Genomic DNA, 15,122 nt, shown 5'->3' with positions numbered 1-15,122 from the left:
ATGACCCCTGAAACCGAAGGCAAGGAAGAAAAAGGCCCGAGCGGGCTTCCGTTCATTAACGATCCAGGAAACGAAGACCCAGGCTCGTTGATGGATGACGCAACGGTGCCGCTCAATGATTCCGATGATGCAGGTGATGTCGGAAATATCGAGTTCGAAGACGAGGAAGAGGACGAAGATTGACGCTGCTGTGCGACGGGCTCGACCGATCGTCTCTCTGATCGAACGCAACGCAGGGCCCAATCCTCGAAACTTCAGGGCCTGCTTCTCAGGCCCCTTGAGAGGTGCTTTATGAACGCTGATCCGAAAGACTCCGACATCGACGATACCCCCGAATATCCGCTGCCTTCACCGACCGATCCCCTGAGTCGTGATCAACGTCCGCCTGATGATGACGCTGGTGTAGAGCAAGTGCCGTCCGATGAAGTGAAGCGTGGGGATGTGGAAGGTCACCCTGACGATCCGGACATTGCCGGTGACGACGGCTCAAACGAACCGAGCTGAACATGCGCTGTGGCGCAGCGCCGCTCGTCGATTGTGCGGCACCTTTGAAAAGCGATGGCTGCCAGAATTCAGGTACGCACCTTGTTAAAGGAGATACACCATGATCAGGTCAAAATTGACGACCCTGACGGTGATCGGCGTGATGTTGGCCGGCTCAATGTCGGCGTTTGCTCAGTCCTCCGGCAACGATGCACCTGTGGATAAGGGCGGGATGCCGCCGTACTCCGAAATGAATGCGGGCTCCGCGGACGAGAAGGCGCTGCCGCCTGGCACTATTAAGGGTGGGAATGGTGGTGATGCAAACGGAAGTAGCACCAGCCCGAAGGCGGGAAGCGAGGCGATGAGTGGTGGAGGTTCGATGGGGAGTGGTTCTGGGAGTGGGTCTGGAGGATCCGGTAGTTCGGGGCGTGCAGGAGGAGGAACGGGCGGTGCTGGTGGTGGTACGAGTGGTTCGGGTGGTTAAGTCCGAGTTCTTACCGGAAGATGAGCCCAGTTTTAACTGGGCTTTTTCCGGATACGGTATCTTTGAGCTAGCTACTCGTCGGAGATGTCAGACTCAACCCATCGCATGAAAAACTCTTCCTGAACCTCAGGATCGTTTGTCAGATTGTTTTCCTCGTAATCAAAGATACTCACTAAATCACTTCTTAATGCTTGTTTTCCCAGTGTTAGTTCATATGCTTTTACGCCTAACGACATCTGTGAGGACATACTAGAGGGGTGTACGTTTATTTTTGCTCCTTTACACAAAAAAGTTACGTCACGATGGTTTTCCCTGACATGACCCAGGCATTTATAAAAGTCGTCGCCAGAGTATGAATTTCGATAACCATCTTCCATAACAAAAGTAATGCTTAGATTTTCGGAGTCACAGAGAAGCTCAGCGGATTGACGCTTGCCATTTTTGATTATTAAAATCTTTACGCTGTCCACGTTCTATTTCCTGTTCGGATTTAAGGTGGTGTGACCAGATGGGCGACCATTAGCACCAATAGGGGTTACGCCTAAAATATCTTCTCTTTTGACTCCGCCTGGAATTGCTAACTCTCGCTCGCTACCAAACTTATATTTTTTCCCAAGTTCCGAAGTCAGATCTCGTCCAGGGATCATCCGTATGGTGTACAAAAAACCGCTTCTCATGTTGAATTTTGTCGCGAAATCGATTCCAACCTCTCGAACTGGGGTGGTGCTTACAAAATTGCTCGGAGGCTTGTTGCTATCTAGGGAATGGAGCAGCAAGTCATTGCTGTCGCCCTTGGTTTTAAATCCTTGTTCAAATATCTCATCTGGGTGACGACCGTCTCCACGATATAAATACAATTCCTCTGGATATGATGGGAGTTGAGCTTCCCCCTCATCAACCTTAATCTTCTCAGTCGGATCCTCATCCCCAAACGCCGGCTTCTTACACCCATCCCCACCCGGACACTCACTCAACCCCAGCGGATCAGCCCACCCCGTCGGGTTCCGCGTGTACTGATACCCGTTTGACCCACCCGCCAACTTGCTCGGGTCCGGCGTCAAATACCGTCCAACATCCGGATTGTAGTAGCGATGCCGGTTGTAATGCAGGCCGGTCTCCGCATCGAAATACTGCCCCTGAAACCTCAATGGCTGATCAAGCACCTGATGGGTGTCGCGGTTGAGGCGAGTCAGGCGGCCATAGGCTGTGTATCGGGCGGCCCAGATGATCTCGCCGCTGTAGTCGGTGAGTTCTTGCGGTGTGCCGAGGTGATCGAGTTGGTAGTAGAACGGGCAGGCCTGGTGTGGGCCTTTGCCGTCGAGCATGGCGAGCGGTCGGAAAGTGCCGGGTTCGTAGACGTAGCTGCGGTGGTGATCCTGGCTGTGTTCGGCGACGAGGTGGTCGCCCTGCCAGAAGAACTCGGTGGTGTTACTGTCGACGGTTTTGCTGATGCGGCGGCCGAAGGCGTCGTAGCGGTAGGTCGCCTGGCTGCCGTTGGGCAGGGTGGCGCCGATCAGCCGATGTTGGCAGTCGTAGCGGTACTCGGTGACGAGTTTTTGCCCGGTGCCGCGGCGCTCGCGGATCAGGTTGCCAAAGGCGTCGTAGTCGTAATGGCGGTCGCCCTGCATGAGCAGGCGATTGCCTTTGACGGTGGTCGGGCCAGGACGATCCTGCATCAGCAGGTTGCCCGCCGGGTCGTGGGCGAAGCTTTCCGGTTGTTGATCGCGGGAGTGGCGGACTCGGATCAGGCGGTCGAGTGGATCGTATTGGTAGCTGCGTTGGCCGTGTCGCGTGTCGGCAATGTAGTCGAGGTTGCCGTTGGTGCTGTAGGCATAGTCGCGGCGATACAGCGGTTGGAGGTGTTGGCTGACAGAGTGGGCTTTCAGACGGCCCTGATCGTCATACTGATAATCGCTGAGCAACAGGCCTTGTTGGCGGTTTAGTTCGCGACCGGCGAAGAAGGTATGCGACGTCAGTCGGGTGCCGTTGAGGTCGATGGCCTTCAGCGCACCGCCCTTGGCGTGGTGGTAGTCGAGTTTGCTGTTGTCCGGCAGGCGCAGGCGATTGAGTTGGCCGCAGGCGTCGTAGCCATAACGCAGCGTGCCCCAGCCCTGATGTTCGGTGATCAGACGATCCTGCTGGTCGTACTCGAATTCCAGCGGATGGTCGTGGCCATCGTCGACGCTGACCAACCGACCGAGGCTGTCGTAGCGGTATTGAACCTTGATGCCGTCGGGCAGGGTTTTGACCAGCAGGCGCCCGGCCGAATCCCGCTCATACGCCGTCACCAGTTGCGAACCGTCCTCACCGAACTCGGTTTTCTCCAGCAGCTGGCCATTGAGGTCGTAGGCGTACGCCGTGCGTTGGCCGTCGAATCCGGTTTCCTGTCGGATCAAGCCATTGGGCGTGTAGTCCAGGAGATATGTTTCGCCGGATTCGTTTTCGATTTTCGTGAGCAACAGCTGGGCGTTGTCGTAGCGGTAGTTCAGCTGGGTGCCGTCGGGATTGATCCGGCGGCTGACCAGGTGCAGATCGTCGACGTATTCGTAGCGGGTGATACGACCCAGTTCATCGCGCTCGGCGGTGATCTTGCCGTAGGCGTTGTAGCTGAACGCGCGGCTGGCGCCGGTAGGCAAAGTCGTCTGGATCAGTCGGCCAACGGCATCCCATTGGTACTTCGTGACGGCACCGTGTTCGTCTTGCCGGGTAATCTGCCGCCCCAGCGCGTCGTAGGAAAACCGCCGCTGGCCACCGTCCGGCAAGGTCTCTTCGAGCAATTGCCCCAGGGCGTTCCAGACGAACACATGCCGGCTGGTGTCCGGGTAACGGATCGACAGCAATTGCCCTTTTTCGTCGTAGTGATAGTGGCTGACATGGCCGTCGGGGTCGGTCGCCTCCGTGATGTCACCCTGGGCGTTGCGCTGATATTTCCACACCGCTTTGCCGCGAAACCGCGTGTGCAGGAAACCGTGGCGATACTCGTAGGCCGTTGGTTCGTCTTCCGGCGGAATCAGCGCGATAAGGCGTCCGACCTCGTCATAACGGTATTCGGTGACGGCGCCGAGCGGATCCTGCTCGGCAAGCAACCGACCGTTGTCGTCGTAGGCCTTGAGGTGTTCGCCTCCATCCAGCTCGACCTTGCGCACCAGCCGCGCCCGGTCGTCGTGCTCGTAAATCTCTTCGCTACCGTCGGCGTTTTTAACCAGCACACTGCCGTTGTCGTCCCAGACATAACGCGTGTCCATCTGCGAAAACGACGCCCAATGCCGCACGCACCGGGCCGCTTTGCCGGCACGCTCCCACTCCCAGTAGAAACTTGCTCCGCCGGCCAACTGCCGCTGCAGGATGACGTGCTGATCGTCGTAGTCGTAGCGTTCGCTTTCGCCGGCGGCATTGGTTGCTTCGATCAAGCGATGACGAGCGTCGTAGCGGTAGGCAACCAGGGTTTGCTCGGTACACCAAGAATCTTCCAGGGTGTCGGCCGGCTGAAAACGCTGATACTCGATGGCGACGATGTGCCGGCGCTCATAGCGCAACAGAAGAGAACGCCCTGCGCCGTTTTCGAGGCGCTTAATCCTGTCAGAAGAGTCCCGCTGCACTGTCAGCCGATTGCCATAGGCATCGCTGATGGCCGTCAGACGTCCTGCACGAAAGTGGAAAAACCGCGCTTTTTCGCCAGCCAGCGCGAGGATCAGTTCTTCCGGCTCGTCACCGAGATAAATCGCCGCCCGCGACAGGCTGTTGTGGATCGCCGGGCGTTCACTGTTTGGCAGCGGGAACGTGGTCCGGCGGTTTTCGTGGTCGATCCAGATGACGGTCTCGCCGTCGATTTCCAGGTGATGCGCGAGGCTGTGACTCCAGCCGAATCCGAGCCCGCAATCGATCTCCACCGCACTGGTGCGATAGAGCCGGGTGAAGTCGAACGGCAAAATCCCGTCCAGCGCACCGTCGGTCAGCGTGAGCAGTTCCTCGCCCGTGACCATCGATACCGGACAGCCATTGGTACAGGTCAACGGTCCGCAATCGACGCTGTCACCGTTGGGGTTTTTCGCTTGATCCGGGGCATCGTCGCGATGTTCCTGCCTGCCAATCCTGGTCATGGCTTCGGATTTGTCGCGAGCAATGACCACCGGATTCTTCACCAACAAAACCGGCGCAACACCCGCGGTGATTTGCAACGACACGGCGGGCGCCGGTTTGATCGGTGCATTCCGGGCATTGACCATCAGCGGTTTGAGCGCGCCAGCGTGGGCTGTCAGGTCGGACCTGGCGGTGAGCTCAGCCAATCGCAAACTGGCGGCCGCCAGCCATTGCCGGGTCTGCGGGGACTTGATCTTGGACAGCAACTTCTGACTCAGACGCAATTCCAGTCCCGCAGGACCGGTAAGGCACATGAGCAGGAAACTGATCAATATCTCCGTACGAATTTCCGCCACGACCTCGGCGATGTACTGCGGCGGCAGCATCCTCAGCCAACTGGTGAGCGCCGCGAGATGAATGAACATCAACGGCTCGTCGCTCAGCATCAGCAACACTTTGGCGATGGACTCCGCCGAGGCGTTCAGCAGCGTTTCGAGCTCGGATTGGGTCAGGTATTCAAGGAGTTTTTCGCTGTTGGCCTGCAGGTCCGCGATCAGGGCGTAAATCTGTTTTACGTCATCCCACAAACCGTTCAGCGAGTTCTCGAAGCCGCGCCAGTCGGCCTGTTGCAGCATGCCGTAGCGCTTGATGAAACCGGCCTGGGAGAACCCGGCCCACGCAGATTCGAATTCGGTCGTCCATTCATTGCGCAACCAGCCTTCCAGCTCGCCGATGACGCCCTGATAGGAGGCGTAAAGTGCTTTGACGTGATCAGCGGATACATCGGGAAAGAACGTGATGCGATAACGCTGGCCGCGCTGGCAATCGGGGATTACCAGGATGCCGCTGGGGCCGATCTCGTCGTAGATCGGCTCGCCAAACGTCTGCTCGCCCGCCACCTCGGAAAGCAAAGGTTCAAGCATCACCGGCGTATTACCGATCGGCACGAAACGCGCTGCCTCAAACATATGCACCAGGGTCAACGGACCGCTGGCCTGGCACACGGCGACTGTCGCACTGACAGGCGTGGTCGAATGCTTCGGCGCGCTTAGACGGACTTCGTTGCCGACCTTGAATACTTGTTCGACATCCAGGGCCTTGCTGGTCCAGAAACTTTCAGCCCAGGCGTCGTAGTCATTCAGGCAGAGCCGAAAGTCATCGAGCAGCGCTTCGACATTCGGCTGGTCAGGGTCCATGGCGGCGACCACCAGCAGCCCGATGGTGTTGTTCAAGGCCAGGAGGTTGTCAGGTACGAACATTCACAGTCTCTCGCGCGGATCAATTCAGAGCGCGAGACTTTGCGGGGGATCGGCGGGGAAAGAAGTCGGGAAAGTAAGTGTTTGGTGTAGGGGAAATCGCTAAATGACGAAGAGCACTTCGGCGCAGGTTTTAGTACCGCTCAGGCATTGCCCGTTGCCCTTTGCCCGCCGCGCTCGTTATGCTGCTGAATCCTTTAATCGATCGCGGACCCGGCCGTACCTGAGCCGCCTCTGGGATGTCATTAGAAAACGGATCAGATGCGATGAATGCACCGCTGAATGAATTCGGCCCGATCAAGGCCGTGATTTTCGATATGGATGGCTTGTTGCTGGACACCGAGGGCATTTACACCGAGGTCACGTCCATGATTGCCGCGCGTTACGGTCGGGTCTTCGACTGGAGCGTCAAACAGAACATCATCGGCCGTGGCGCGGGTGATCTGGCGCGTTATGTGGTCAAGGCGCTGGACCTGCCGATCACCGCCGAAGAGTTCCTGGTGATCCGCGAACCACTGATGCGCGAGCGTTTTCCTACAGCGCTGGCGATGCCTGGCGCACAGGAACTGGTTCGGCATCTGAAGGCCAATAACATTCCGATTGCGGTGGGCACCAGCTCTTCGCGTCAATCGTTCGGTCAGAAAACTACCTTGCACCGCGACTGGTTCGCGCTGTTTGATTTCATCGTGACAGCTGATGATCCGGAAGTCGGCGCAGCCAAACCGGCGCCGGACATCTTCCTCACGGCTGCGCGGCGCCTGGGTGTCGCGCCTGAGGATTGCCTGGTGTTCGAGGATTCACCGTTCGGTGTCACGGCGGCGAAAGCGGCGGGGATGACCGCGATTGCGATCCCGGATGCGGCGATGGCTGATGAAAAATACGCACACGCCGATGGCATTCTTCGTACGCTGAAAGCGTTCAAACCGAGCGCTTGCGGTTTGCCAGCCCTCGAATGGGCTTAAAGCTGCGTACATGAAAACGCCGGCAACCTGATCAGGGTTGCCGGCGTTTTTTTATGCGTGAGTCAGAACATCAGGCGCCGAAACCACCGTCGATGGTCAGGCTGGCACCGGTGATGTAGCCGGCTTCGGGACCGACGAGGTAGGCGACGAAACTGGCGATTTCTTCCGCTTTGCCGTAACGGCCCACTGCCATCAACGGGATCAGGCTTTCGGCGAAGTCACCATCGGCCGGGTTCATGTCAGTGTCGACCGGGCCCGGTTGCACATTGTTGATGGTGATGCCGCGCGGGCCGAGGTCACGAGCCAGGCCTTTGGTCAGGCCGACCAGCGCCGACTTGCTCATGGCGTACGGGCCACCACCGGCGAAGGGCATGCGGTCGGCGTTGGTGCTGCCGATGTTGATGATGCGACCACCTTCGGTCATGTGTTTGGCTGCGGCCTGGGTGGCGATGAATACGCTGCGCACGTTGATCGCGAGGGTTTGGTCGAAGTCTTCGAGTTTGAAATCTTCCAGCGGTGCAACGGCCAGCACGCCAGCGTTGTTGACCAGAATGTCCAAACGACCGAAGGCTTTTACGGTGGCGGTCACGGCGTTGCGAATGGCCTCGGCGTCGGCGCTGTCAGCCTTGATGGCGAGGGCTTTGCCGCCGTTACCGGTGATGCTGTTTTGCAATTCTTCGGCTTTGGCCGTGGAGCTGACGTAGGTGAAGGCGACTGTCGCGCCTTCAGCGGCCAGGCGTTTGACAATAGCGGCGCCGATACCGCGGGATCCGCCTTGAATCAAAGCCACTTTGCCGCTGAGGTTCTGAGTAGTCATATCGATCTCCAAAGTCCCGAGGCGAGATGTCTCGGTTGATGGAGCCTAGTATCGATTCAGGATTACCGGCTGTGTAGACGGTAATTGCGATAGTCTGTGTAAACCAGAAGTTTATAGTGGCGCTTATGGAAACCTTCAGCAGTATCGAATGCTTTGTGCGCAGTGCCGAGGTCGGCAGCTTCGCCGAAGCCGCGCGCCGTCTGAGTCTGACCCCAGCGGCGGTGGGCAAGAGTGTTGCCAAACTTGAGGCGCGACTGGGTGTGCGGCTGTTTCAGCGCAGCACTCGCAGCCTGACGCTCACGGAAGCGGGTCATCGGTTTCTCGGTGAAGTGAGCTCCAGTCTTCACACGATCCAGAATGCCGTGGCCAATCTGGCCAGCGCCGAGGGGCTACCAGCGGGGACGTTAAAGGTCAGCATGGGCACGGTGTTCGGGCGGTTGTATGTCGTGCCGTTGCTCGGGGAGTTTCTGCGGCGCTTTCCGGCGATCAACCCGGACTGGCATTTCGATAATCGTCAGGTCGATCTGATTGCTCAGGGGTTCGATGCGGCGATTGGTGGGGGATTCGAGCTGCCGCAGGGGGTGGTGGCGCGCAAGCTGACGCCGGCCCATCGGGTGTTGGTGGCGTCAACTGACTATCTTGCGGGGCGTGAGGTGATTGCCGAGCCCGACGATCTGAAGCATCACGATGGCATCCTGATTCGATCGCCACAGACAGGTCGTGTGCGTTCCTGGCAATTGACCAGTCACACCCAGCAACACAGCCCGCTAACGCTCAAGGCGCGGATGACCATGAGCGATTCGGAGGCGGCCTGTGCCACGGCCGCCCAAGGGTTGGGCATTGCGCTGGTGAGCATGCCGTTTGCCGTGGGCTATCTGGAGGCCGGGACCTTGCAGCGGGTGCTGCCGGACTGGTTTGTCGACGATGGCAACATTTCTATCTATTACGCGGAACACAAACTGCTGCCCGGCAAGACCCGGGCGTTTGTGGATTTCATCATTGAGCAGTTTGCGGAGCAGGGGTTGGGGCAGCGGTTTAGTGCTCTTTGAGCCAGGCTTGAGACCGAGGTGTTGCCATCGCGAGCAAGCTCGGCTCCCACAGGTTATGCGTCGTGCCACAATGATGTAAACGACGCAAAACCTGTGGGAGCCGAGCTTGCTCGCGATGAACGATAACGCGGTCTACCTGCCAAACCCCCCCGGCCAGCCAATAATTTTCTTCGGCCGCGGCGTCGCATACGTCCGCACCTTGGAAGTCGACAATCCCAACCTCACCAACGACTCGGCAATCGTCACCGCCGCCGTCACACCATCCACCACTGGCACACCGGTGCGCTGACGAATCTGTTCATCCAGCCCGGCCATGCCGCCGCAGCCCAGGCAAATCACCTCGGCCTTGTCTTCAAGCACGGCCAATTCCGCCTGACGAATAATTGCCTCCAGCGCACGCTCGGGATCGGATTCCAGTTCCAGCACCGCCAAACCACTGGCCCGGACGGACGCGCAACGGTCCCAGAGTCCGGACAGTTTGAGGCGATCCTCGATCAGCGGCACGGTGCGGTCCAGCGTGGTGACCACCGAGTAGGCATGGCCGAGGAACATGGCGGTGCTGGCCGCCGCATCGGTGATGTCCACCACCGGCACGTTGAGCAACTCCTGCAAACCTTCGCGGCCGTGTTCGCCGTAACCGGCCTGAATCACGGCGTCGAAGGGTTGGTCGTAAGCCATCACCCGGTCCATCACCGCGATAGCGGCCAGATAACTTTCGAAATTGCCTTCGATGGAGTCAGCACCGAAGTAGGGCGTCAGGCCGATGATTTCCGTGCCCGGCGCGGCCACGGACTGAGCCGAACGGGCGATGGCCTGGGTGATGGACTCGGTGGTGTTGACGTTGACCACGAGAATTCGCATGGGAAGTCCTTATAACGGGTGGTTCTGCGGCCCGACGGTGCCGGACCGCCTAGGGATTAATGGCTGACGTTATCGACGGCGATGGCTTCACCGCTGACGTCTGCGTAATGAGGCTGCCGTTTGGCGATGATCAGGTAGATCATCCCGGCAATCCCGGCCCCAATCAGCCAGGAGAAGGGCGATACGCTGTCGAAGCCCGGTACCAGCGCCAGGACGATGGCGATCAGCGCGGCAGGAATGAAGGCCGCGACGGCGCGTAAATTGACTCCGCGGCTGTAGTAATAAGCGCCGTTGGGGTCTTCGCTGTACAACTGCGGCACGTTGACCTGACCTTTTCGTACGAGCCAGTAGTCGACCATGATCACGCCGTACAACGGGCCGAGCAGGGCGCCGAGGCCGGACAGGAAATACACGATCACCAGCGGGCTGTTGTAGAGGTTCCACGGCAGGATCAGCACCGCGATAGTTGCGCTGATCAGCCCGGCGCGGCGGAATGTCAGGTATTTGGGCGCCAGGTTGCTCAGCACGAAGGCCGGGGCGACGAAGTTGGCCATGATGTTCACTGCCACGGTGACGATCAGGAACGCCAGGCAGCCGAGCACCAGAAAGAAGGTGTTGGGGATCGAGGCAATGATCTCGGTCGGGCTTTCGATGATCCGTCCATTGATCTGAAATTGCGCGCCGCAGAGCAGGACGGTGATGCTGGCGAACACCAGAATATTTACCGGCAGGCCCCAGAAATTGCCGACCTTGATGGTCTTGCGGCACGGTGAAGAACGGGCGAAGTCGCAGAAGTTGAGGATCAGCGTGCCGTAGATCGACAGCCACAACGCACCGCCGGCAAAGATGTTGCGCCACATCTCACCGCCGGTCAGCGGCTCGCGGATCGACCAGGCGATGGTCGCGTTGGCCTGAAAGTACATCCACGCGGCGAGGGCGGCGACGGTCAGCAGAATCACTGGCCCGGCGAACGCTTCGTAGCGCCGCACCATCTCCATGCCATAGGCGAGGATCGCCAGTTGCACGAACCAGATCGCCACAAAGCACACCCAGCCCAGGCTCGATAGACCGAGGATCGAGTTGTGGTCGTAGTCAGCGAAGCCGGGATGAACCGCTGTCAGCAGTACGCGAAAGACCACCGAGGCCAGGTAGGTCTGAATTCCGAACCAGGCGATGGCGATAACAGCACGGATCAATGCAGGAATCTGCGCCCCGTGAATGCCGAAACTGATCCGGCTGATGACAGGAAACGGCACGCCGGTCTTTTGCCCCATGTAACCGGAGAGGTTCATGAAGCTGTACACCAACGCCGCACCGATCCCCAGGGACAGCAGGATTTGCCAGCCGCCCAGTCCGAGCGCATACAGCCCGATGGCGAATGAGTAATTGGCGATGTTGTGAACGTCGTTGGTCCACAGGGCGAAGATGCTGTAGCGGCCCCAGCGTCGACCTTCGGCCTTGGTCGGCGCCAGGTCCTTGTTGTGCAGGCGAGGGCTGAGTACGACGGGTTCTTGAAACGTTTGGTCGTGAGGGGTTGAAGTGGGTGGGAAGGAGGGCAGATCCAGCGCGATGTTGTTATTGGAGAGGCTAGTACGCATTCCGGCAGGCTCCGAGCTTGGCGTCGCGATGACTGTGCATGAGCGTTGGCTCGACAAATCTTCGTCGCGGGCAGTCAGCATCATTGGTTACGGGGCATCTGCAGCCTGTACGGGATAGGGCGCTTCAGGCTTGCGGATCTAAAGTGTGTGTATGTTTTGATATGATTGTATACAAAACATGTATGCACTTAAGCCAGATCCATGCCAGTCAGCGATCTATGAATTCTTCCTCTAATTTCGTTTTGTTATCCGCTCGCGGTAAGTGACTGAAATAAAGGCGATATAAATTGACCGAGTGAACAGGTATTTATTTTTCAGCGGAATTGGTACGAAAGGTCGACTGAGGAAGTCTGGAGAGGAGCGTGTAACTTTTTGGGGCGCATAAATGAAAAGTGCACACACAAATGGCACCTATGGTGACATTCGTGTGTACACATTTTCGAAGCTGGAGATGTGACCCTGTGGGAGCGAGCTTGCTCGCGATAGCGGTGTATCAGTCGACATGAATGTTGAATGTCAGTCCGATATCGCGAGCAAGCTCGCTCCCACAGGGGATCTCTACAAGGCTGGAGGTCAGGTCTTGGATTTGCTGATGATGTTGCCCGCATGCAGCCCGCATTCTTTCTGCGTCGCTTCTTCCCACCACCAACGACCTTCGCGCTCGTGCTGGTTCGGCAACACCGGGCGGGTGCAGGGTTCGCAGCCGATGCTGATGAACCCGCGTTCGTGCAGGCTGTTGTACGGCAGCTCCAGCATGCGGATGTAACCCCAGATCTCTTCACTGGTCATTTGCGCCAGCGGGTTGAATTTGTACAGGGTGCGTTCCGGGGTGGAGAACGCGGTGTCGATTTCCAGCACAGCGACGGCGCTGCGAGTCCCAGGACTCTGATCCCGACGCTGACCGGTGGCCCAGGCCGTCACACCCGAGAGCTTGCGACGAAGCGGCTCGATTTTGCGGATGCCGCAGCATTCGCCATGGCCGTCCTTGTAGAAGCTGAACAGGCCCTTTTCCTTCACGAAAGGTTCGAGCTTGGTGTAGTCCGGCGACACCAGTTCGATGTCGATCTTGTAGTGCTCGCGCACCTGATCGATGAAGCGGTAGGTCTCGGGGTGCAAGCGGCCGGTGTCGAGGCTGAACACTTTGACGTTCTTGTTCAGCTTCCAGGCCATGTCCACCAGCACCACGTCTTCGGCGCCGCTGAAAGATATCCACAGGTCATCGCCAAACTCGGCGAACGCGAGTTTCAGGATGTCCTGGGCGGATTTGTTGGCATAGGTCGTGGCGAGTTCCACGACGTCGAACGATGGGCTCATCAGGGCGGCTTCCTACAGGTCGGTGGCGCTGGGCGCTCTATATGGGTCTGATGGTAACAAAATCCTGCAGCCGCTGGCGCGCCCTCTGCGTTGCGCCGACCAGCCTGAGTCGCTAGAGTTCGGCAGTCCTTTTGCTCGCTCGACTCAATAATCAATACAAATGGGAGTGTCTTGTGGAAATTGCCTGTCTGGATCTTGAAGGTGTACTGGTCCCGGAAATCTGGATCGCCTTCGCCGAAAAAACCGGGATCGAATCCCTGAGGGCTACCACCCGGGACATCCCCGACTACGACGTGCTGATGAAGCAGCGCCTGCGGATCCTCGACGAGCACGGTTTGAAACTCACTGACATCCAGGAAGTGATCGCCACGCTCAAGCCGCTGGACGGCGCCATCGAGTTCGTCAACTGGCTGCGTGAACGCTTTCAGGTGGTGATTCTGTCGGACACGTTCTACGAGTTCTCCCAGCCGCTGATGCGTCAACTGGGCTTCCCGACATTGCTCTGCCATCGACTGATTACTGACGATTCCGGTCGGGTGACGAGCTATCAATTACGTCAGAAAGATCCCAAGCGCCAGTCGGTTTTGGCCTTCAAGAGCCTTTACTACCGGGTGATCGCGGCGGGGGATTCCTACAACGACACCACGATGCTGGGCGAGGCGGATGCGGGGATTCTGTTCCATGCGCCGGACAATGTGATTCGCGAGTTTCCGCAGTTCCCGGCGGTGCACAGCTTTGAAGAGCTGAAGCAGGAATTTATCAAGGCTTCGAATCGGGCGTTGAGTCTGTAAACACATTCATGTAGGAGCTGCCGCAGGCTGCGATCTTTTGACTTTGCTTTAAAGGCAAGATCAAAAGATCGCAGCCTGCGGCAGCTCCTACAGGTTTTGCAGGGTATCGAGCAGTACTTTTACCTTGGTAATCGATTCCTGATACTCGGCCTGCCACTCGGAATCCGCGACGATCCCGCCACCGCCCCAGCAACACACCTGTCCATCTTTCACCAACAAACTGCGAATCGCGATCGAGCTGTCCATCTCGCCGCGCACGTCCAGATACAGCAAAGACCCGCAGTACAACCCTCGACGCGTCGGCTCCAGCTCGTCGATGATCTGCATCGCGCGAATTTTCGGTGCGCCGGTAATCGAGCCGCCAGGGAAGCTGCCGGCGATCAGGTCCAGCGCGTCCCGGTCATCCGCCAGTTCTCCGGTGACGCTGCTCACCAAGTGATGCACGTTCGGGTAGCTTTCCAGGCTGAACAACTCCGGCACCCGCACCGAACCGATACGGCAAGTCCGGCCGAGATCGTTGCGCAGCAAGTCGACGATCATCAGGTTTTCCGCGCGGTCCTTGGGGCTGTCCAGCAGTTCGGCGGCGTTTGTCGCATCTTCGGCAGCGGTCAGTCCGCGAGGGCGGGTGCCTTTGATCGGACGGGTTTCTACATGGCGTTCGCTGACTTTGACGAAACGTTCTGGCGACAGGCTCAACACCGCGCCGCCGTCGGGCAGGCTCTGGAAACCGGAAAACGGCGTCGGGCACGCCGCCCGTAACGCGCAATACGCGGCCCATGGATCGCCCTGGCACTGAGCGCGGAAACGCTGGGCGAAGTTGACCTGGTAACAGTCGCCGGCCTGGATGTACTGCTGAATGCGTTCTAGCGCATGGCGATATTCGTCAGCGCTCAGGTCGGCTTTCATCGGGGCTTTCAACTTGAAAGACTCGACTGCTTCAGCCGTCGGTTCACTGAATAGCGTGATCAGACGCTGACGTTCGCTGTCGATCAGCGACGGGTGGAAGACCAACTGACTTGTACTCAGTTGGTGATCGCTGATCAGCGCCCAGTCATACAGACCGAAACGTGCGTCGGGCAATTGCAGATCGTCCTGCGCCTGACTCGGCAGGTTTTCCAGATGCCGACCGAAGTCGTAGCTCAGGTAACCGATGAGGCCGCCAGCGAAGGGCAAGTCGCAAGGAACAGCCGCTTCACCGAGTCGTGTCAGATTGTCGCGAAGGCGTTGCAGGAAATCGCTGCCACTTTCGTCAGGGAGTACCGCTATTTGCTCCAGTGGCCAGGCACTGAGCAGGTCATAACGTCCACGCTCGGCACTCGGCCGGCCACTGTCGAGCAGGACGGCACCGGGGGCATGACGAATCGCCGCGAAGTACTCGGCGGGGTTGGCGCGATAGGGGAGCGGGTGTACGGAACAGGTCAACATGG

General features: G+C 58.5%; 12 protein-coding genes. 5 read left to right on the top strand and 7 right to left on the bottom strand.

The annotated features are described in order from the left end of the window. Together ACA079_RS22870 and ACA079_RS22865 are read left to right on the top strand one after the other, a co-directional pair. Window positions 1-183, top strand: a complete 183-nt coding sequence (locus ACA079_RS22870; RefSeq protein ID WP_282479668.1) for a hypothetical protein — start codon at window positions 1-3, stop codon at window positions 181-183. Window positions 184-291: 108 nt separating this feature from the next. Further along, window positions 292-504, top strand: a complete 213-nt coding sequence (locus ACA079_RS22865) for a hypothetical protein (RefSeq protein ID WP_497701038.1) — start codon at window positions 292-294, stop codon at window positions 502-504. A gap of 534 nt (window positions 505-1,038) precedes the next feature. Here the strand turns inward: ACA079_RS22865 and ACA079_RS22860 are convergent. Next, window positions 1,039-1,437, bottom strand: coding sequence for a hypothetical protein (locus ACA079_RS22860; RefSeq protein ID WP_497701037.1), 399 nt, complete (start codon window positions 1,435-1,437; stop codon window positions 1,039-1,041). A gap of 3 nt (window positions 1,438-1,440) precedes the next feature. After that, a complete protein-coding gene (locus ACA079_RS22855) occupies window positions 1,441-6,306 on the bottom strand; it encodes an RHS repeat-associated core domain-containing protein (RefSeq protein WP_497701036.1) in 4,866 nt (1,621 codons plus the stop codon). A gap of 263 nt (window positions 6,307-6,569) precedes the next feature. On the opposite strand from ACA079_RS22855, the gene ACA079_RS22850 reads away from it, so the two are divergent. Then, window positions 6,570-7,265, top strand: coding sequence for an HAD-IA family hydrolase (locus ACA079_RS22850; RefSeq protein ID WP_415759818.1), 696 nt, complete (start codon window positions 6,570-6,572; stop codon window positions 7,263-7,265). Between the two features lie 70 nt (window positions 7,266-7,335). On the opposite strand, the gene ACA079_RS22845 is transcribed toward ACA079_RS22850, so the two are convergent. Next, window positions 7,336-8,082: a 3-oxoacyl-ACP reductase family protein gene (locus tag ACA079_RS22845; RefSeq protein ID WP_497701035.1), complete on the bottom strand. Its 747-nt coding sequence runs from the start codon at window positions 8,080-8,082 to the stop codon at window positions 7,336-7,338. 125 nt (window positions 8,083-8,207) lie between these two features. On the opposite strand from ACA079_RS22845, the gene ACA079_RS22840 reads away from it, so the two are divergent. After that, the gene (locus ACA079_RS22840; RefSeq protein ID WP_497701034.1) at window positions 8,208-9,131 is read left to right on the top strand and encodes a LysR family transcriptional regulator; all 924 of its coding nucleotides are present in this window, start codon (window positions 8,208-8,210) and stop codon (window positions 9,129-9,131) included. Window positions 9,132-9,263: 132 nt separating this feature from the next. Here ACA079_RS22840 and ACA079_RS22835 read toward each other — a convergent pair whose 3' ends face one another. From ACA079_RS22835 to ACA079_RS22825, 3 genes are all read right to left on the bottom strand, one after another. Continuing rightward, window positions 9,264-9,992 (bottom strand): aspartate/glutamate racemase family protein, encoded by a 729-nt coding sequence (locus ACA079_RS22835; RefSeq protein WP_497701033.1) that lies wholly within the window; start codon window positions 9,990-9,992, stop codon window positions 9,264-9,266. A 56-nt stretch (window positions 9,993-10,048) separates the two neighbouring features. Then, window positions 10,049-11,590, bottom strand: coding sequence for an NCS1 family nucleobase:cation symporter-1 (locus ACA079_RS22830; RefSeq protein WP_497701032.1), 1,542 nt, complete (start codon window positions 11,588-11,590; stop codon window positions 10,049-10,051). Between the two features lie 573 nt (window positions 11,591-12,163). Continuing rightward, complete coding sequence (locus tag ACA079_RS22825; protein WP_462045010.1) at window positions 12,164-12,904, bottom strand: phosphoadenylyl-sulfate reductase; 741 nt, start codon at window positions 12,902-12,904, stop codon at window positions 12,164-12,166. A 173-nt stretch (window positions 12,905-13,077) separates the two neighbouring features. Here ACA079_RS22825 and thrH point away from each other — a divergent pair, with 173 nt between their 5' ends. Then, a complete protein-coding gene (thrH, locus tag ACA079_RS22820; RefSeq protein ID WP_056744191.1) occupies window positions 13,078-13,695 on the top strand; it encodes a bifunctional phosphoserine phosphatase/homoserine phosphotransferase ThrH in 618 nt (205 codons plus the stop codon). An 87-nt stretch (window positions 13,696-13,782) separates the two neighbouring features. Here the strand turns inward: thrH and pabB are convergent, their stop codons facing one another. Then, window positions 13,783-15,120: an aminodeoxychorismate synthase component I gene (gene pabB / locus ACA079_RS22815; protein WP_497701031.1), complete on the bottom strand. Its 1,338-nt coding sequence runs from the start codon at window positions 15,118-15,120 to the stop codon at window positions 13,783-13,785. Between the last annotated feature and the right edge of the window lie 2 nt (window positions 15,121-15,122).

The organism is Pseudomonas sp. LBUM1645, assembly GCF_059716185.1.
This window is presented reverse-complemented; position numbering and strand designations above follow the sequence as displayed.